This is a genomic window from Campylobacter sp. MIT 12-5580, assembly GCF_005406235.1.
Classification (GTDB): Bacteria; Campylobacterota; Campylobacteria; order Campylobacterales; family Campylobacteraceae; genus Campylobacter_D.
The window spans coordinates 154278-172319 of the sequence record NZ_NXLK01000001.1 but is presented as its reverse complement, the minus strand read 5'-3'; the positions used below and the strand labels follow the sequence as shown (position 1 = coordinate 172319).

Sequence of the window (18042 nt, the reverse complement as noted above, 5' to 3'; positions counted from 1 at the left end):
TTAAAGGTTTTTTTTACAAAATTATCCACTTCTTTAGAATAATACAAGCTAAAAGAGCCCTGTTTTAAAAAAAGCTTGGCATAACTTGCTTTAAAGGCGTTTAAATCATTTTTAAGTTCTTGAAATTTGCTTTGCAAATCTAACCTCTTTTTTTAGTATTTTGATGATAAAACTTTTTGCAGATGGTATCATAGCAAATTTATCTTTGTGTTTTGCTGAGTTGAAAAGCTAAAGGGCTGATAAACTTCACTCGCCCTTTAGCTTTTTAGTGTCTTGCAAGGTAATTGGTGTCAAAGGTATTGTTTAAAAAGTCTGGATTTTCCATCATAGCAGAGTGAAAATCTCGTGTGGTTTTAATGCCAGAAACGATTAATTCATCTAAAGCCACTTTCATCTTTGCAATAGCTCTGTTTCTATCCTCGCCCCAAACCACAAGCTTTCCTATCATAGAATCATAATAAGGAGGCACGCTATAGCCTTGATAGCAATGACTTTCCATTCGGACATTGCGTCCAGCTGGTGGGACATATTTAGTGATTTTGCCCGGACTTGGCACAAAACTTTTTGGATCTTCAGCTGTAATGCGGCATTCTATGCTATGCCCTCTTAGCTTGATAGTTTCTTGAGCTGGTAAAGCGTAACCTTCAGCCACTTTTATCATCTGCTCGATAATATCAACCCCGCTTATCATCTCACTTACGCAGTGTTCAACCTGCAAGCGCGTATTCATCTCGATAAAATAAAAATCTAAATTTTTATCCACTAAAAACTCAAAGGTTCCAGCTCCTTCATAACCTATAGCCTTAGCTGCTTTTATAGCCGTATCCAAAAGCTTTGCTCTTGTTTTTTCATCAAGTAAAATCGCAGGGCTTTCTTCGATGAGTTTTTGATGACGTCTTTGCATAGAGCAATCTCTTTCGCCTATGTGAATGACATTGCCAAAGCTATCACCTATAACTTGCACTTCTATGTGACGTGGATTTTGAATGTATTTTTCCATATACATAGTGCCATCACCAAAGGCTGTCATGGCTTCACTTTCTGCTGACCAAAAGGCTTTTTCTATATCAGCTTCTTTTTCTACCACACGCATACCGCGTCCGCCCCCGCCAGCTGCAGCTTTTAAAATGATAGGATAGCCTATTTCTTTAGCCAGCTTTTTAGCCGCTTCAACACCTTTTAAAGCCCCATCACTTCCGGGGATCACAGGCACTCCAGCTCTTTGCATCATTTGCTTTGCTTTACTTTTATCAGACATCAAAGCCATAGCCTCTACTGAAGGACCTATGAATTTAATGTTATGCTTAGCACAAATTTCAACAAAATTTTGATTTTCACTTAAAAAACCATAGCCCGGAAAAATCGCGTCAGCTTCAGAAATTTCAGCCGCTGAGATGATATTTGGTATATTTAAATAACTCTCTGTGCTTCTTGCATCACCTATACAAATGTTTGCATCTGCATATCTTAAATAAAGGGCATCTTTATCAGCTTTTGAATACACGCAAATTGCCTTTTTTCCCATTTCTTTGATAGTTCTTAAGGCTCGCAGAGCTATTTCACCGCGATTTGCGATTAAAACGCTTTTGATTTCCATTAAATTTTCTCCACAACAAATAAAGGCATATCAAACTCAACAGGTTGCCCATCAGCAACTAAAACTTCAACTATCCTACAATCATACTCAGCTTGAATTTCATTCATGATCTTCATCGCCTCGATAATGCCTATAGTATCGCCCTTTTTAACACTTGAGCCAGCTTTGACAAAGCTTGCCGCACCAGGGCTTGGGGCTTGATAGAAAGTGCCTACCATTGGGCTGTTTAGGGTTGGTTGGTTGTGTTTTTTATTTGGGGAAGCTTCATTGACAACATTAACATTTATAGGTTGTGGGGCTACAGTTTGTGGAGGACATACAAGAGCTGGAGCTGGCTCGCAAACCTCCCTTTCAAGCTCGATCTCAAAGCCATCTTGTTCTTTGATCTTAATCTTACTGATATTAGCTTCTGCAAATAAAGCCATTAATTCTTTAATTTCTTCCTTAGTCATAAAATCTCCTAATTTTGTTAAGAACTTAATCCTAAATTATACCCAAAGATTTAAAATTTTGGGATTAAAAATGAGATTTTATTATGAAAGTAATTAAAATTTGATAAATTTCAAGTATAATTTCAAATTAAAAACAAAGGTAAAATATGGGCTTAAAAGCGGATAATTGGATACGAAAAATGGCATTAGAACATAAAATGATAGAGCCATTTTGTGAAGCAAATATAGGCAAAGGCGTGGTGAGCTATGGGCTTTCAAGCTATGGCTATGATATACGCGTGGGTAGGGAGTTTAAAATTTTTACTAATGTTAATTCAACCGTGGTTGATCCAAAAAATTTTCTTGAAGCCAATGTCGTTGATTTTGAAGGCGATGTATGTATAGTGCCAGCAAATTCCTTTGCTCTAGCTAGGACTTTGGAGTATTTTAAAATGCCTGATAATGTTTTAGCTATTTGTCTTGGTAAAAGCACTTATGCAAGGTGTGGCATTATCGTTAATGTTACCCCTTTTGAGCCGGGTTTTGAAGGACATATCACCATAGAAATTTCAAATACCACGCCCTTGCCAGCAAAAATTTATGCCAATGAGGGCATAGCCCAGGTGCTCTTTTTAGAAGGTGATGAAAAATGCGATACCACTTATGCAGATAAAAAAGGTAAGTATCAAAGCCAAAAAGGCATAACTTTGCCAAGAATTTTAAAATGAAAGGCTGATTTTTGGAACGATTATTGCTAAAATAAAAATTTAAAGACTTAGGATAAATTGAGGAAAAGTAATGTTTAATGACAAAAGCATACTCATCACAGGTGGCACTGGCTCTTTTGGCAAGACTTATACTCAAATTTTACTGAGTAAATTTAAGCCTAAAAAAATCATCATTTATTCAAGAGATGAGCTTAAGCAATTTGAAATGGCTCAAACTTATAAGGCTTCTTGCATGCGGTATTTTATAGGCGATGTGCGTGATAAAGATCGCTTGATTAGAGCGATGAATGGGGTGGATTTTGTCATACATGCTGCTGCTTTAAAGCATGTGCCAATTGCTGAATACAATCCTATGGAATGCATAAAAACAAATATAAATGGCGCTCAAAATGTCATCGATGCTTGCCTTGAAAACAAGGTGCGAAAATGCATAGCTCTTAGCACTGATAAGGCTTGCAATCCTGTGAATTTATATGGGGCTACCAAGCTCGCAAGTGATAAACTCTTTGTCGCAGCAAACAACATAGTAGGCAGCGATCATACTCTTTTTAGCGTAGTAAGATATGGCAATGTCGTTGGCTCAAGGGGTTCAGTAGTGCCATTTTTTAAAAAGCTTATCGCCCAGGGTGCTAAAGAACTGCCAATTACTGATGAGCATATGACTAGATTTTTTATCAGCCTTGAAGAAGGGGTAAAATTTGTGCTTAAAAACTTTGAAAGAATGCAAGGTGGAGAGATTTTTATCCCTAAAATTCCCTCCATGAAAATCACTGATTTAGCCCTAGCTTTAGCTCCAAATTTAAAACATAAAATCATAGGCATAAGAGCTGGAGAAAAACTGCATGAGATCATGATAGCTAGTGATGATAGCCATTTAACTTATGAGTTTAAAGATCATTTTGTCATCGCTCCTAGCATTAAATTTGCTAATACCAATATCGATTTTTCTTGCAATGCTCTTAATGAAAAAGGCAAAAAAGTAAAGCCAAATTTTTCTTATAGTTCAGATAATAATCCTTCTTGGGCAAGCAGGGAAGAGATTTTAAGCATTATTAATAAGGGTTTTGAATGTTAAGTTATTCTCATCAAAATATCGATGAAAGCGATATAAAGGCTGTAAGCGAGGCTTTAAAAAATGAGTTTTTAACTGGGGGCAAGATAGTAGAAGAATTTGAACAAGCCTTGTGTGAGTATGTAGGCGTAAAATATGCTTGCGTTGTAAACTCAGCTACTTCAGCCTTGCACCTTGCTTTTTTAAGCTTAAATGTTAAGGATAAAACTATCTTAAGCACGCCTATGAGCTTTATCGCTACAGCTAATGCAGCTTTAATGGCAGGAGCTAGAGTTGAGTTTATCGATATAAAAAATGATGGCAATATAGATGAAAAAAAGCTTGAAACAAGGCTTGAGGCAAGTGCTCAAAATATAGGGGCTATTTGCGTGGTTGATTTTGCTGGCAATAGCGTTGAAATGGATACAATTTTAAGCCTAGCAAGCAAGTATAAAATCCCTGTACTTGATGATGCAAGCCATGCCCTAGGAGGCGAGTTTAAAGGCAAAAAGATAGGCTCTCATGCAAAGCTTAGTATTTTTTCCTTTCATCCTGTTAAGCCTATCACTACCTTTGAAGGTGGAGCTGTAGTAAGCAATGATGAGGCTTTGATCAAAGAAATCAAGCTTTTAAGAAGTCATGGCATTTTTAAAAAAAGGCTTTGGGATAGTGATAGCTTGAGTTTGGGCTATAATTACCGCTTAAGTGATGTAGCTTGTGCTTTGGGGCTTAATCAGCTTAAAAAGCTTGATACTAACTTAGAAAAAAGAGAAAAAATCGCTAGCTTTTATGATAAGGAATTTGAAAAAAATCCCTATTTTAGCACCATTAAGATAAAAGAATACAAAAAAAGCTCAAGGCATTTATATCCTATCTTACTTTATCCAGAGCTTCATTGTCAAAAAGAAGAATTATTTGAAGGCTTGATTAAAGAAAATATCGGCGTGCAGGTGCATTACAAGCCAAGTTATCAATTTAGCTTTTATAAGAATTTAATGGGAGAAATAAGGCTTGAAAATACAGAGCATTTTTATAAAAGCGAGCTTAGCATTCCTTGTCATCAAGAAATGAGCCTAGATCAAGCAAAATTTGTTAAAGACAAGCTTTTTACACTTTGTGAAAGTCTCAAAAAGGCTTGTGTATGCTAAATTTAAACGCAAATTTAGGCAAGCAAATGCACGCTCTAGCTTCAAGGCTTTTTCCGCTTTTTAGAAGCATTACTGGCGAGGGCTTTAGACAAAGTCTTGGAATTTTAAATGAGAACTTAAACAATGCCTTAAACATTCACAGCATTAAAAGTGGCACTCAGGTATTTGACTGGCTTGTGCCTCCTGAATATAGCGTTAAAGAAGCCTTCATCATCACTCCTGAGGGCAAAAAAATTTGTGATTTTAAGCAAAATAATCTTCATCTTTTAAATTTCTCCACCTCCATTGATAAAGAACTTAGCCTAGATGAGCTTAATGAGCACTTATATTCGCTTGAGCATTTACCTGAGGCTATCCCTTATGTAACGAGTTATTATAAAAAGCGTTGGGGTTTTTGTATAGCACATAATGAACGTTTAAAGCTAAAAAGTGGTAAATACAAAGTCTTTATAGATGCAAAGCATGATGAAAATGGGGTTTTAAACTATGCTGATTTACTCATACCTTCTAGCACAAAAAGCAAAGATGAAGTGCTCATTTCAAGCTATTTATGCCATCCTTCTATGGCAAACAATGAACTTAGTGGTCCTATTGTAGCTTGCTTTTTAGCCAAGCACTTGCAAAATTACGCTTATGGGGGGGGGCATTTAAAATATAATTATCGCTTTGTTTTTGTGCCTGAAACCATAGGTTCTATAGTCTATCTAAGCAAACATCTTAAACACTTACAAAAAAGAGTAAAAGCTGGCTTTGTGCTTTCTTGCATGGGCGATGATGAGGCTTATTCACTCATTCACAGTCCAAATGCCAATACTTTGGCTGATAAAATAGCCTTACATACATTTAAAAATAAAGAAAATTTTAAAGAATTTAGCTTCTTAGACAGGGGAAGCGATGAGAGACAATACTGCTCCCCAAATGTCAATTTACCAGTAGTTGGGCTATGTAGGACAAGGTATGGGGACTTTAAAGAATACCACACTAGCTTAGATGATCTTAACTTCATCAGTGCTAAGGGCTTATTTAACTCCCTTGAAACTATGATCCAGCTTATTTGTAACCTAGAAATCAATGCTGTATATAAAAGTGAGTGTTTTTGCGAGCCAAATTTAGGCAAAAGAGGACTTTATCCAACCTTAAGCTTACTCAATTCCCCTCCTCTTATTGCAAACTTTCTTGCTTTTTGCAACGCACAAAATGACTGCATAGATATAGCTGATAAACTTGGCATAAAAGCTTATGAGCTTAGAGAATGTATAGAAAAGTTATTAAAACACAAACTCATTAAAAAGGTAAACTCATGATAAGACATATTGATGATTTTTTACAAAAAAGTGTGCAATTATACCCTGAAAAAACGGCCTTTGTTGAGGGCGATTTAAGTATAAATTATAAGGATTTTAATACCCTTAGCCAAAAGCTTGCTAGTGAAATTTCAAGTCATTTAAAACACAGTTTTACTCAAGAAAGTGTGCTTATCTTACTGCCAAAGGGCATAGCTTGTTTAATAAGCTTTTTTGGGGTAGCAAAAAGTGGACATTTTTATACCCTACTTGATGAAAAAAGTCCAAAAGAAAGGCTTGAAAAGATCAAAACAGTATTAAAGCCCAAACTTTTAATCACAAGCAAAGCGTATGATTTTGAGTTTTTGGGAATAAAAACCTTGTATTGTGAAGATTTTTCTAACTTTAAAATCAATGAAAATGCCCTTATAAAAGCTAAAGAAAAGCATATTGACACAAATTTATTATATGTATTTTTTACAAGTGGAAGCACAGGCTTACCAAAGGGTGTAAGCATTGCTCATAAAAGCGTGATTGATTATACTTTTTGGGTGTGTGAGACTTTCAAACTTGATGAACATGAAATTTTAGCTAATCAAGCCCCTTTTTATTTTGATAATTCTATCTTAGATATATTTTCAAGCATAAAAGCTGGAGCTTGTGTGCACATACTTGAAAATTCACTTTTTGCCTTTCCTGCTAAGGTTTTAAGCTATCTTGAACAACATCATATCAGCATGATTTTTTGGGTGCCTTCGGTTTTGATTTATTTTGCTAATACTCAGGCTTTAGATGAACTAAAGCTAAGCAAGCTTAAAAAGGTATTATTTTGTGGAGAAATCATGCCAAATAAGGCTTTAAATTATTGGAGAAAGCATTTGCCTAAGGCAGAATATGCAAATTTATATGGACCTACTGAAATTACTGATGTGTGTTGCTTTTATAAGGTAAATAGAAACTTTAAAGATGAGGATATTTTGCCTATAGGTAAGGCTTGTCATAATACCCAGCTTCTAGTCTTTGATGAAAACTTAAAGCTTATCGATGAAGAGCAAGTTGGTGTTAAGGGCGAGCTTTTTGTGCGTGGAACTAGCCTTGCTTTGGGCTATTATAACGATAAAGACAAAACAAGTCTTGCCTTTATACAAAACCCCTTACATAATGCTTATTTAGACTTAGTGTATAAAACAGGCGATATTGTCGCTTATAATGAATTTGGCGAGCTTTTATGCTATGGACGCAAGGATAATCAAATCAAAATCAAAGGACACAGAGTAGAACTTGGCGAGATAGAAAGCATTATAAATGCTCATAAGGACATTAAAAACTGCGCTTGTATTTATAAAGATGAACGCATTATTTGCTTTTATGAAAGCAAGCTTTTAGAGCTTGATTTTAAAGGCTTTTTAAAGGATAAATTACCATCTTATATGCTGCCAAGTAAATTTATGGCCTTAAAACATTTCAAACTCAATCAAAATGGCAAAATAGATAAAAAGGCTTTATATGAACTCGTTTGAAAACTTTTTAAAAGCCTATGAAAAGGGCTTTAAGCTTCAAAACTATTATGAGGGTATGCAAAGCCTAAAAGAAAAGCTTTTAAGCTCTAAACTCACATTAAAGCAAATTGAGCATAATTTCTTTTTTTATGAAAAGAACTCAAAACTTTTGCATTTTTTTATAAGCCATACTCACAAGGATTTTAAGCTTAAAAATAGCATAATCAAACTCATTTATAAAAGACAAAAAGAGCTTTTAAATTTTAAGGATTTTTTAGAATACAATCATTTTCAAGGCTTTGAAAGCTTTGTGCAAATGAGGCTTAAGAATGAGACTTTAAAGCCTATAAATTTTGACTTTGTCGAATTTGCAAGGCTTGAGGATTTACATGATTTAAAGGATTTTTTTACAAGCTATTTTGATGAGCAGTTTTTATTTGTTTATGATGAGGCTGATTTGCAAGCAAAGATAAGAAAAAAAGAAATACTTTGCGTAAAAGAACTAGGCAAAATTAAAGCTGCACTAAGTTTTAGCGTTCAGCTAGGGTGTGCAAATCTTGACTTTATAGCCTCAAGCATAAAGCAAGAACATAAAAATGCAGGCTATGCCCTACTCAATCATTTTTTCATACTCAATCAAAAGGCTTATTTTTTCAAACTCTTTGTCAATGAAAACAATGAAAAAGCCATAAATTTTTATCAAAGAGCTGGCTTTGTTCAAGATATGGTGAAATTAGAATTTTATAGGAATTTTAATTGATATAAACACATTTTAAATGAAAGGAAAAACATGAATACTCAAGAACTTAAAGAGCTTTTCAAAGCCATAGAAAGAGAGGATATAAAAGAAAGCGATACAGAGCTTTTAAGCTCAGGTAAAATCGACTCTTTAGACATTATGGCTTTAGTTGCTGCTATAGAAAAGCATTTTCATCAAGCCTTAAAGGCTGAGTTTATTAAGGCTGAAAATTTTGAAAGTTTTAAGAGCATACAAGCTATGATTAAAGAGGCTTTTGGCAAATGAGGGCTTTATTTAAGGCAAAAAATAAGCTTTTTTATGATGAGGATTTTAAAACTTGCTTAGAAAAACTTGGAGTTCAAAAAGATGACATTCTTTGTGTGCATACTCAGCTTTTTAATTTTGGCGAGTTTGTGGGTAAAAAAGAGGACTTTTTAAATGCTCTTATAAGCTCTTTTGAGGAGCTTTTAGGTAAAAATGGCACCCTCATCATGCCAACTTTTTCTTATAGTTTTTGTAAAAATCAACCCTTTGATATACAAAAAACACCTAGCACCATGGGCATTTTAACTGAACATTTTAGAAAAATGCCTGGTGTGAAAAGAAGCCTTGATCCAATCTTTTCTTTTGCCATTAAAGGTAAAGATGAAAAAGACTTTTTAAAGCCTTGCAAAAGCTGTTTTGATAAGGATTCAGTATATGGGATTTTGCTTAAAAAAGCTGGTAAGATACTCTTGCTTGGCACCAAAGAGCTTGGTTTTACTTTTACGCATTTTGTTGAAGAACAAGTTGGGGTGAAGTATCGCTATTTTAAGGAATTTAAAGGACAAATCATAGATGAAAACTCACATGCTTATGAAGCAAGTATAAAGTATTTTGTAAGAGCCTTAGATAAAAACTCAAATTTAAGCGTGCAAAAACAAGTGAGTTTACTTAAAAAAGATGATAATTTTAAAAGTCTAGACTTTGCCAACTCAAGCCTTACTCTAATTGCTGCTCAAAAATACTTTCAAAGTGTTTTTAAAGCCTTAAAACAAGATGAAAATGCCCTACTTGAGGATACACAATGAAAACAAACTTACACACTATAAAAGCTGGCGTTTTAGTGCTTGGAGAATGTGAAAAAAGCTTAGATGAAGAATTAGCCCATCTAAGCCAAAGCAAAAGAGAGTTTTTCAAAGCACAAATGGGTATAAACAAGCATTTTATAGCAGACAAACAAAGCTTTGCAAGTGATTTAAGTATAAAGGCTATTGATGAGCTTTTAAAACTCACAAATTTTGATAAAAATGAGCTTGATTTACTCATCTTTGCTAGTCATACGCCTGATTTTTACGCTCCTGCTACAAGCTCACTTATCCATAAAGAGCTACAATTAAACTCAAAAACCACCTGCCTTGATCTTACAAATTATTGCACAGCCTTTTTACAAGGACTGCTCACAGCTTTTTTACATCTTGAAAATAAAGAATATAAAAACATAATCTTAGTTTGTGCAAGTGTAAAAAGCAAAAAAATAGATCCAAAAGATAGCTTTACTTATGCTACGCTAAGTGATAGTGCCAGTGCTTTTTTACTGAGCAAAAGCAATAAAAAAGATGAAACTTGCTTTTTTATGCAAGAACTATTTAGTGAGTTTGCACTTGAGGAAACATTTTCAAGTTCTTCATATAAACAAGGACAAAGCGAATTTATCAAGGTGAATAATGATTTATTTTTCTCCTTAGTGCAAGAAAAATTTCCCAAACTCTTAGAGACTTTTTTAAACAAAAATAAAGCCTTGCAATATGAGTATTTTTTCTTTCATTATGCTAATGATTTTTTTAGAAAAAAATTACTTCAAAACTTAAAACTAGATGAAAAACTATGCTTTTCTCAGTCTTTAGAACAATTTGGCAATCTTGATGCCAATAATTTAAGTGCAAATTTAATACTTTTTAACCAAACAAAACTCAAAGATGGGGGGGGGGGAAAGCAAATTTTGCTAGCAAGTTATGGAACAGGAATGCATTTTATGCTAGCTAGTTTAAGGCTTAAAGCTTTTAAAAGCAAGATCATCAAAGCAAAATAAACTTAGTTTCTACAAAGAAAAATATTTGAGTTTATTTTTTAAAGCTTTTCATATCAAAAATAAAGTATAATGCTTTTTAAAATTTTAAGGAAAAGTCTTTGAAAAGCATTTGCATTATACCAGCTCGTGGGGGCAGTAAGAGGATCGCTTATAAAAATATCATCGATTTTCATGGCAAGCCCCTCATTGCTTATAGTATAGATCATGCTTTAAATTCTGGTATCTTTGATGAAGTGATAGTCTCAAGCGATGATGAAAAAATCATCAATGTGGCTTTAAGCTGTGGTGCAAACGTGCCTTTTGTGAGAAAAAAAGAACTAAGTGATGATTATAGCTCAAGCACAGCTGTAATTAAAGATGCTATCTTAGAACTTGAAAAACTTGGTAAAAGCTTTGACAATGTATGCTGTTTGTATGCAACCACGCCTTTATTAAATGCTGAAATTTTAAAACAAGCTTATGAAAAATTCCTTGACAATCAAAGCGAGTTTTTATTTGCCGCTTGTGAGTTTGACTATCCTATACAAAGGGCATTTAAGCTTGATGAGAGTCAAAGGGTAAGTATGTTTGATGAAAGCTTTTATTTTTCACGTTCTCAAGACTTGCAAAAAGCTTATCATGATGCTGGGGCTTTTTATTTTGGTAAGAAAAAAGCTTGGCTTGAAAAAGACTTTTTGTTTAAGCCTTATTCAAGTGTGTTTTTGTTACCAAAAAATTTAGTGTGCGATATCGATACGTATGAGGATTTAGAATTTGCAAAAATACTTTATATGATGAAAGAAAAGAAATGAAAGTACTTTTTCGTGCCGATAGCTCTTCTAAGATAGGACACGGGCATATTAGAAGGGATTTGCTTTTAGCTTCAAAGCAGTATTATGAAGACGAGGTAAGCTTTGCTTGTCTTGAACTTGAAGGCAATATCATAGAAAGCATTCCTTATGAGGTGTTTTTGCTTGATAGTAGCGCTATTAGCGAGCTGATCGATCTTATACTTGATGAAGGTTTTGAGCTTTTAATCATCGATCATTATCAAATAAATGCAAAAGATGAAAAACTGATCAAAGAAGCTACTGGAGTTGAAATTCTAAGCTTTGATGATGAGTTAAAGCCTCATTATTGTGATATCTTGCTTAATGTCAATCCTTACGCAAAAGCCGAACTTTACAAAAATCTTGTACCAAGTTTTTGCGAGCTAAGATGTGGCTTTGCGTATGCTTTAATACGAGATGAATTCTACGAAGAAGCCAAAATCACAAGAAAAAAAATCCATGATATCTTTATCTGCTTAGGTGGCACAGATAGTGCAAACTTAAGTGCCAAAATCGCTCTTGATCTGCCCTCAAGCCTTAACATTATCATCGCTACAAGCTCACAAAACAAAAACCTCAAAGCCCTTACTCAAATTTGTGAAAATCACAAAAACATCACTTTGGCTGTGGATTTAAAAGATTTTGCAAAAACGATGAATGAAAGCAAAAAGCTTATCATTCAAGCAAGCAGCTTAGTCAATGAAGCTTTGATCTTAAAAGCTAAATTTAAAGCTATTTGCACGCATAAAAATCAAGAAAAGATCGCCTTTTGGCTCAAAGATAATGGCAAGGAAGTTGAGTTTTATGATAAAGCTGGCGAGCGTTATGCTTAAAGACTTTACTAAGCTTGATCAAAAAGAGCTTGAAATGGTATTACAATGGAGAAATGATATAAGAATAAAACATTTTTTTCTCCAAAAAAATATAAGCTTAAAAGAGCATTTAAACTTCATTGAAAAACTCAAAAACGATAAGACTAAAAAATACTTCTTAGTCTTTGAGAACTCAAAAGCCATAGGTGTGATTGATTTTGTAAAAATCAATGAAAAAGCTTGTGAATTTGGCTTATATCAAAACCCGAATTTAAAAGGATATGGCAAAGTTTTAATGAAATTTGTGCTAGAATACGCCTTTGACACCTTAAAGGTGCAAAACCTTAAAGCAAGGGCTTTTAAAGACAATGAAAGGGCGATAAATTTGTATTTAAGTTTTAATTTTAGCATAGAAAAAAGTGATGAAAAGATGATGTATCTTAGCCTTAATGGGGGGGGGGCATTAAAAAGCTCTCATCTTAGCACTCTTTATTTTTACTCTTTTAAATCAAGCCTGATTTTTCATGCTTTAACTCAAAAGCGAGCAAGCTGATGAAAATCGCTGTTTTAACTTCAAAAAATCAATGGTTTATCCCTTATGCAAAAAAGCTTATTTCACAGCTTAAAAATGCAAGGCTTTTTTACGATCATAAAGATTTAAAAGAAAACTTTGACATAGTATTTATACTTTCTTATCATAAAATCATAGAAAAAGCTTTTCTAGCCAAACACAAGCATAACCTTGTCATTCACGCTTCAAATTTACCTCAAGGTAAGGGCTGGTCTCCACTTTTTCACCAAGTCTTACAAGGGCAAAATGAAATAGTTTTTACCCTTTTTGAAGCAGGAGAAAAAGCTGATGGTGGCGATATCTATCTGCAAGAAAGCTTATACTTAAACGGACTTGAACTTTACGAGGAATTAAGAGCCAAGCAAGGACAATTGTGTATTAAACTTGTGCTTGATTTTTTAAAACTTTATCCAAATATAAAAGCAAGAAAACAAAGCGGAAAAGAAAGCTTTTATCCAAAAAGAAGCCCTAAAGATAGCGAGCTTGATATACACAAAAGTTTAAACGAGCAATTTAATCTTTTAAGAATTTGCTCAAATGATGAATTTCCAGCTTTTTTCATTAAAAATGGTAAAAAATTTATACTTAAAATTTACTACGATGAGCAGCCAAATACTTCTACTGGGGGGGGGGCATTAAACAATAAACACTCTCATCATAATCTATTTTTTTTCAGTCTGCATAAATCTCAAAGGCTTTCTTATGCGGGATAAAATTCTTATAGTAGCTTCAAAACCATATGATATAAAAAATTTTTATGTGCTTAAAAAGCATTATACTCATTTTGATTTTTATCTCACAAAGAATAAAATAAACATTAAAAAAGTGCAAAGTATAAATCCAAAATGGATATTTTTCCCTCATTATAGCTATATGATAGATAAAGAAATTTATGAAAATTATACTTGCATTATCTTTCATATGAGCGATTTACCTTTTGCTCGCGGAGGTTCTCCTTTACAAAATTTAATCATTAGGGGTATTTATCAAACAAAAATTTCCGCATTAAAGGCCGTTGAAAAACTTGATGCTGGAGATATTTATATGAAGGTAAATTTTGATTTAAGCAAAGGAAATGCCAAAAAGATATATCAAGAAATTTCAAGTATTATTTTTAATCAAATGATACCATTTATCATCATACAAAATCCAAAACCATACGCCCAGAAAGGCGAAATTTGCTTTTTTCCCAGAAGAAAACCGGAACAAAGTAATTTAAACACTTTGGATGAATGTAACTTGCAAAAAATTTATGACTTTATACGAATGCTTGATGCTCCAAAGTATCCAAAGGCATTTTTAGAATTTAAAAATATAAAAATCGAGTTTGAAAAAGTTCAATTTGGCAAAAAACAACTTATAGGAAGGTTCAAAATACATGAAAAATAAAATTTTAATCGTAGCGGCACATCCTGATGATGAAGTCTTAGGTTGTTTTGGCACAGCTGCAAGGCTCATACAAGAAGGTAGCGAAGTTTATACACTGGTACTTGGAGAAGGAAAAACAAGCAGGAAAGACCAAAGACAACTAGCAAAACATGAAAAAGATTTTGCTATTTTAGAACAAGAATGCATCAAAGCAAATGAACTTATCGGTGTTAAAGAACTTTTTAGAACTAAATTTGCCGACAATCGCTTTGATAGTATAAATTTGCTAGATATTATTAAAGAAGTAGAGAAAATCAAAAACAAAATAAAACCAAATATTATTTTTACACACTATGAAAAAGATTTAAATATTGATCACCAACTTTGTTTTAAAGCTGTACTCACAGCTTCAAGAAGCTTAATAGGCGAATGTGTAAAAGAAATTTATAGTTTTGAAGTACTTTCTTCGACAGAATTTAACTATCCTTTGAGTTTTTCACCTAATGTATATTTTGACATTAGCCAAACACTAGAACTTAAATTAGAAGCTATGAATATCTATAAATCCGAGCTTTGTGACTTTCCCCATCAGAGAAGTCTTGAAAATATAAAACATAATGCAAAATATCATGGCATAAGAATGGGTGTAAAGTATGCTGAAGCATTTATAGCAATAAGAATACTCAAATGAAATTAAAAAATTTTATAGAGCTAAACAATCAAGAAATAAAACTCGTTTATAAATGGAGGATGAAGCAAGCTGAAAATATGCTCAACAAATACTTTAGCTTTAATGAGCACAAAAAATTTATAAAAGATTTACCCCTACATAAAGACAAACGTTATTTTTTATGTTTTTATAATGATGAGATGATAGGCGTGATATATTTCATTAATATCTGCAAACAAACAACTGAATTTGGATTATATCAAAATCCAAATTTAAAGGGAAACGGAAAAAACCTTATGAAAGCCATGCTAGCATATGCTTTTAATGAATTGAAGCTTATAAAAATAAAAGCTAGAGCTTTTAAACACAATGAAAAAGCTATAAAACTATATCTTGATTTTGGTTTTTGTCTCGACAAAGAAGATGAAAAAATGAAATATTTTCATCTAATAAAATAAATTTCGATATAATCAAAAAAATACTCAAGGATATTTATGCAAATTGCTAATTTTAATACCCAAAAACAAGTCTTTATCATCGCTGAACTTTCAGCTAATCATGCCGGTTCTTTAGAACTTGCTTTAAAAAGCGTTAAGGCAGCTAAAGAAGCTGGTGCAAATGCGATAAAAATTCAAACCTATACCCCAGATAGTCTTACTTTAAATAGCGATAAAGAAGATTTCATCATCAAGGGCGGACTTTGGGACAAAAGAAGACTTTATGAACTTTATGAAAGTGCAAAAACGCCTTATGAGTGGCATTCTCTCATCTTTGAAGCAGCACAAAATGAGGGCATAATATGCTTTTCAAGCCCCTTTTCAAAAGAGGATGTAAATTTTTTAAAAAGATTTGATCCTCCTGCTTATAAAATCGCTTCTTTTGAAGCCGTTGATGAAGCCTTTGTTGAGCTTATCGCTAAAGAGCAAAAGCCTACTTTTGTTTCTTGTGGTATAGCTGATGAACTTGAGATTAAAGCTGTGGTTGATATATTTAAAGTATGTAAAAATGAGAATTTAATGCTTTTAAAATGCACCTCATCTTATCCTGCAAGCTTAGAGGATATGAACTTAAATGCCATAAAAAGCTTGCAAGAAAGATTTAACACCGAAGTTGGCTTAAGCGATCATAGCTTTGGTTCAATGGCTAGTGTTTTAAGTGTAGCGCTTGGAGCAAGAGCTATTGAAAAACATTTTGTGCTGGATAAAAGCATTGAAAGCGAGGATAGTGCTTTTAGCTTAGATTTTCATGAGTTTAAAGCCTTGGTTGAGGCTGTAAGAGAGGCTGAACTGGCACTAGGCAGTGCGAGCTTAGCCCTTGATGAAAAGGCTTTAAAAAATAGAACTTTTGCAAGAAGTTTATATGCAAGCAAAGATATTAAAAAGGGCGAAATTTTTAGCGAGCAAAATGTTAAAAGTGTGCGTCCTAGCTTTGGTTTGCACCCAAAAGAGCTTAAAAATTTACTTGGAAAAAAAGCCTTAAAAGACATAAGTTTTGCAAGTGCTTTAAGCAGACAAGATTTTGAGTAAAAAATTAAAACATAAAATAAGTTTAAGCTAAGAAAGATTTTGATACGATATCCGCAAAAATTAGGAGATTAGCGATGCTAAAACAAATCTTTTTTTACTTAGCTTTAAGTTTTGTGTCGGTGCAGTTTATCGCTTGTGGAAATAATTACAGCCCTAATTCTACTACTAATTACAATGAGATGTATTATTCAAGGCCTAGTTATGATTCTATGGAAGAACGACGGATAAATTCTAGCGTTTCTAATATAGGAAGCGTAAGTGAGCTTTCTGGGCAAGCTGAAGCTGAGTTTAACACGAATTCTTTCGATCATATAAATGAAAATGTCTTTATCCAAAGCTCAACTTCGCCCTTATCAACCTTTAGTGCTGATGTAGATAGTGCTTCTTATACCCTTGTTAAATCTTTTATCGAGAATTCAAGGCTACCAAGTGCTGGTATGATAAGAACTGAAGAAATGTTGAATTTTTTTGAGTATTCTTATCCTGCTCCACAAAATGAAGCTGTAGCTATAGATGCTCAGCTCAGTGATACTTTTTGGAACAAAGAACACAAACTTTTACGTATAGGCATTAAGGCTAAGGAGTTTGATTGGGATAAGCGTCCTAGCTCACATTTTATCTTTTTAATCGATGTTTCAGGCTCAATGGATGGTGAGAATAGATTACCTTTGGTTAAAAAATCTTTAACAATGTTGCTTCAAAAGCTTAATAGAAAAGATAAAATCAGCATAGTTACTTATGCTTCTGGCACAAAGGTGGTGCTTGAAGCAAGCTCTGATAAAGCTAAAATCAGACAAGCAATTGCTTCTTTATATGCAAGTGGATCAACTAATGGCGGTGATGGGCTTGAAAAAGCTTATGAACTCGCACAAAAGCATTTTATCAAAGGCGGAATAAACCGCATAATACTCGCAAGTGATGGGGATTTTAATGTAGGCATGACAAGTCAAGATGAGCTTTTAAAATTCATACAACAAAAAGCAAAAAGCGGGGTGTATTTTAGTGTATTTGGCTTTGGAATGGGAAATTTCAAAGACTCTTTGCTCGTAAAACTTGCTGATAATGGCAATGGAAATTATGGCTATATCGATGATGAACTTGAAGCAAAAAGATTGCTCGTTGATAGGATAGGCGCAAGCTTAATCACTATCGCAAAAGATGTAAAAATTCAAGTTGAATTTAACCCAAGCAAAGTGGCTGCTTATAGGCTCATAGGCTATGAAAAACGAAAACTTAATAATGAGGATTTTAATGATGATGAAAAAGACGCTGCTGAAATGGGCTTAGGACACAGCGTTACAGCTCTTTATGAACTTATCCCAGCTGATAGCTTACAAAATGAAAACAAAGCTTCAAACGCAAAGCCCATCATCGATCCTTTAAAATACAGCTCTCAAGTGGCAAATGAAAAATTCAAAGAAGAATGGCTTAATATCAAAATTCGCTATAAAGAACCGCTCAATCAAGCACACAACAAAGAAAAATCAAAACTCATCGAAAAAGCTCTTAGCGATAAAGATTATGATCCAAAAGGCGATGTAAATACGCGTTTTGCTGCTGCAGTGGCAGCTTTTGCGATGATTTTACAGGATTCAAAATACAAAGGCAGTGCAAACTTTGACATGATTTTAGAGATACTAAATGACAAAGAAGTCAGCAATGATGTCTATAAAAAAGAATTTATAGGGCTTGTATCAAAAGCAAGTCGCCTTAAAAGCCTAAATAACAAATCACAATAA

Annotated in this window: 20 protein-coding genes; 18 read left to right on the top strand and 2 right to left on the bottom strand. The window is 33.6% G+C overall.

What is annotated here, in order from left to right; translation table 11 throughout:
* Positions 1-265: 265 nt before the first annotated feature.
* A complete protein-coding gene (locus tag CQA38_RS00855; protein ID WP_137632119.1) occupies positions 266-1597 on the bottom strand; it encodes an acetyl-CoA carboxylase biotin carboxylase subunit in 1332 nt (443 codons plus the stop codon).
* Positions 1597-2049: an acetyl-CoA carboxylase biotin carboxyl carrier protein gene (gene accB, locus CQA38_RS00850; RefSeq protein WP_137632118.1), complete on the bottom strand. Its 453-nt coding sequence runs from the start codon at positions 2047-2049 to the stop codon at positions 1597-1599. The genes CQA38_RS00855 and accB overlap by 1 nt, the downstream gene beginning before the upstream one ends.
* A 146-nt stretch (positions 2050-2195) precedes the next feature.
* On the opposite strand from accB, the gene dcd reads away from it, so the two are divergent.
* From dcd to CQA38_RS00760, 18 genes are all read left to right on the top strand, one after another.
* Positions 2196-2756 (top strand): dCTP deaminase, encoded by a 561-nt coding sequence (gene dcd, locus CQA38_RS00845; protein WP_137632117.1) that lies wholly within the window; start codon positions 2196-2198, stop codon positions 2754-2756.
* 70 nt (positions 2757-2826) lie between these two features.
* Entirely contained in the window at positions 2827-3831 is a 1005-nt protein-coding gene (gene pseB / locus CQA38_RS00840) for a UDP-N-acetylglucosamine 4,6-dehydratase (inverting) (RefSeq protein WP_137632116.1), read from the top strand.
* The gene (pseC, locus tag CQA38_RS00835) at positions 3825-4955 is read left to right on the top strand and encodes a UDP-4-amino-4,6-dideoxy-N-acetyl-beta-L-altrosamine transaminase (RefSeq protein WP_137632115.1); all 1131 of its coding nucleotides are present in this window, start codon (positions 3825-3827) and stop codon (positions 4953-4955) included. Before pseB ends, pseC begins: the two co-directional genes overlap by 7 nt.
* Positions 4949-6259, top strand: coding sequence for a DUF4910 domain-containing protein (locus CQA38_RS00830; protein ID WP_137632114.1), 1311 nt, complete (start codon positions 4949-4951; stop codon positions 6257-6259). Before pseC ends, CQA38_RS00830 begins: the two co-directional genes overlap by 7 nt.
* Positions 6256-7758 carry an amino acid adenylation domain-containing protein gene (locus CQA38_RS00825; protein ID WP_137632113.1) on the top strand — a complete coding sequence of 501 codons (1503 nt, stop codon included), beginning with the start codon at positions 6256-6258 and terminating at the stop codon, positions 7756-7758. Before CQA38_RS00830 ends, CQA38_RS00825 begins: the two co-directional genes overlap by 4 nt.
* Positions 7745-8497 (top strand): GNAT family N-acetyltransferase, encoded by a 753-nt coding sequence (locus CQA38_RS00820; protein ID WP_137632112.1) that lies wholly within the window; start codon positions 7745-7747, stop codon positions 8495-8497. Before CQA38_RS00825 ends, CQA38_RS00820 begins: the two co-directional genes overlap by 14 nt.
* Positions 8498-8527: 30 nt before the next feature.
* The gene (locus tag CQA38_RS00815; protein WP_137632111.1) at positions 8528-8761 is read left to right on the top strand and encodes an acyl carrier protein; all 234 of its coding nucleotides are present in this window, start codon (positions 8528-8530) and stop codon (positions 8759-8761) included.
* The gene (locus CQA38_RS00810; RefSeq protein WP_137632110.1) at positions 8758-9546 is read left to right on the top strand and encodes an AAC(3) family N-acetyltransferase; all 789 of its coding nucleotides are present in this window, start codon (positions 8758-8760) and stop codon (positions 9544-9546) included. Before CQA38_RS00815 ends, CQA38_RS00810 begins: the two co-directional genes overlap by 4 nt.
* Entirely contained in the window at positions 9543-10547 is a 1005-nt protein-coding gene (locus tag CQA38_RS00805) for a 3-oxoacyl-ACP synthase (RefSeq protein WP_137632109.1), read from the top strand. Before CQA38_RS00810 ends, CQA38_RS00805 begins: the two co-directional genes overlap by 4 nt.
* A 98-nt stretch (positions 10548-10645) precedes the next feature.
* On the top strand, positions 10646-11338 hold the full coding sequence (gene pseF, locus CQA38_RS00800; RefSeq protein WP_137632108.1) for a pseudaminic acid cytidylyltransferase: 693 nt from the start codon (positions 10646-10648) through the stop codon (positions 11336-11338).
* Positions 11335-12189 (top strand): UDP-2,4-diacetamido-2,4,6-trideoxy-beta-L-altropyranose hydrolase, encoded by an 855-nt coding sequence (gene pseG / locus CQA38_RS00795; protein WP_137632107.1) that lies wholly within the window; start codon positions 11335-11337, stop codon positions 12187-12189. The genes pseF and pseG overlap by 4 nt, the downstream gene beginning before the upstream one ends.
* The gene (pseH, locus tag CQA38_RS00790) at positions 12161-12721 is read left to right on the top strand and encodes a UDP-4-amino-4,6-dideoxy-N-acetyl-beta-L-altrosamine N-acetyltransferase (RefSeq protein WP_137632106.1); all 561 of its coding nucleotides are present in this window, start codon (positions 12161-12163) and stop codon (positions 12719-12721) included. The genes pseG and pseH (CQA38_RS00790) overlap by 29 nt, the downstream gene beginning before the upstream one ends.
* The gene (locus tag CQA38_RS00785) at positions 12721-13452 is read left to right on the top strand and encodes a formyltransferase family protein (protein WP_137632105.1); all 732 of its coding nucleotides are present in this window, start codon (positions 12721-12723) and stop codon (positions 13450-13452) included. Before pseH (CQA38_RS00790) ends, CQA38_RS00785 begins: the two co-directional genes overlap by 1 nt.
* Entirely contained in the window at positions 13442-14128 is a 687-nt protein-coding gene (locus CQA38_RS00780) for a methionyl-tRNA formyltransferase (RefSeq protein ID WP_137632104.1), read from the top strand. Before CQA38_RS00785 ends, CQA38_RS00780 begins: the two co-directional genes overlap by 11 nt.
* Positions 14118-14798, top strand: coding sequence for a PIG-L deacetylase family protein (locus tag CQA38_RS00775; RefSeq protein WP_137632103.1), 681 nt, complete (start codon positions 14118-14120; stop codon positions 14796-14798). Before CQA38_RS00780 ends, CQA38_RS00775 begins: the two co-directional genes overlap by 11 nt.
* Complete coding sequence (pseH, locus tag CQA38_RS00770) at positions 14795-15235, top strand: UDP-4-amino-4,6-dideoxy-N-acetyl-beta-L-altrosamine N-acetyltransferase (protein WP_137632102.1); 441 nt, start codon at positions 14795-14797, stop codon at positions 15233-15235. Before CQA38_RS00775 ends, pseH (CQA38_RS00770) begins: the two co-directional genes overlap by 4 nt.
* Before the next feature lie 36 nt (positions 15236-15271).
* Entirely contained in the window at positions 15272-16303 is a 1032-nt protein-coding gene (pseI, locus tag CQA38_RS00765; protein ID WP_137632101.1) for a pseudaminic acid synthase, read from the top strand.
* A 74-nt stretch (positions 16304-16377) separates the two neighbouring features.
* The gene (locus CQA38_RS00760) at positions 16378-18042 is read left to right on the top strand and encodes a VWA domain-containing protein (RefSeq protein WP_137632100.1); all 1665 of its coding nucleotides are present in this window, start codon (positions 16378-16380) and stop codon (positions 18040-18042) included.

Coding starts and splice junctions, on each gene's coding strand:
- CQA38_RS00855 (WP_137632119.1), bottom strand. CDS start 1,597: ATGGAAATCAAAAGCGTTTTAATCGCAAATCGCGGTGAAATAGCTCTG.
- accB (WP_137632118.1), bottom strand. CDS start 2,049: ATGACTAAGGAAGAAATTAAAGAATTAATGGCTTTATTTGCAGAAGCT.
- dcd (WP_137632117.1), top strand. CDS start 2,196: ATGGGCTTAAAAGCGGATAATTGGATACGAAAAATGGCATTAGAACAT.
- pseB (WP_137632116.1), top strand. CDS start 2,827: ATGTTTAATGACAAAAGCATACTCATCACAGGTGGCACTGGCTCTTTT.
- pseC (WP_137632115.1), top strand. CDS start 3,825: ATGTTAAGTTATTCTCATCAAAATATCGATGAAAGCGATATAAAGGCT.
- CQA38_RS00830 (WP_137632114.1), top strand. CDS start 4,949: ATGCTAAATTTAAACGCAAATTTAGGCAAGCAAATGCACGCTCTAGCT.
- CQA38_RS00825 (WP_137632113.1), top strand. CDS start 6,256: ATGATAAGACATATTGATGATTTTTTACAAAAAAGTGTGCAATTATAC.
- CQA38_RS00820 (WP_137632112.1), top strand. CDS start 7,745: ATGAACTCGTTTGAAAACTTTTTAAAAGCCTATGAAAAGGGCTTTAAG.
- CQA38_RS00815 (WP_137632111.1), top strand. CDS start 8,528: ATGAATACTCAAGAACTTAAAGAGCTTTTCAAAGCCATAGAAAGAGAG.
- CQA38_RS00810 (WP_137632110.1), top strand. CDS start 8,758: ATGAGGGCTTTATTTAAGGCAAAAAATAAGCTTTTTTATGATGAGGAT.
- CQA38_RS00805 (WP_137632109.1), top strand. CDS start 9,543: ATGAAAACAAACTTACACACTATAAAAGCTGGCGTTTTAGTGCTTGGA.
- pseG (WP_137632107.1), top strand. CDS start 11,335: ATGAAAGTACTTTTTCGTGCCGATAGCTCTTCTAAGATAGGACACGGG.
- pseH (WP_137632106.1), top strand. CDS start 12,161: ATGATAAAGCTGGCGAGCGTTATGCTTAAAGACTTTACTAAGCTTGAT.
- CQA38_RS00785 (WP_137632105.1), top strand. CDS start 12,721: ATGAAAATCGCTGTTTTAACTTCAAAAAATCAATGGTTTATCCCTTAT.
- CQA38_RS00780 (WP_137632104.1), top strand. CDS start 13,442: ATGCGGGATAAAATTCTTATAGTAGCTTCAAAACCATATGATATAAAA.
- CQA38_RS00775 (WP_137632103.1), top strand. CDS start 14,118: ATGAAAAATAAAATTTTAATCGTAGCGGCACATCCTGATGATGAAGTC.
- pseH (WP_137632102.1), top strand. CDS start 14,795: ATGAAATTAAAAAATTTTATAGAGCTAAACAATCAAGAAATAAAACTC.
- pseI (WP_137632101.1), top strand. CDS start 15,272: ATGCAAATTGCTAATTTTAATACCCAAAAACAAGTCTTTATCATCGCT.
- CQA38_RS00760 (WP_137632100.1), top strand. CDS start 16,378: ATGCTAAAACAAATCTTTTTTTACTTAGCTTTAAGTTTTGTGTCGGTG.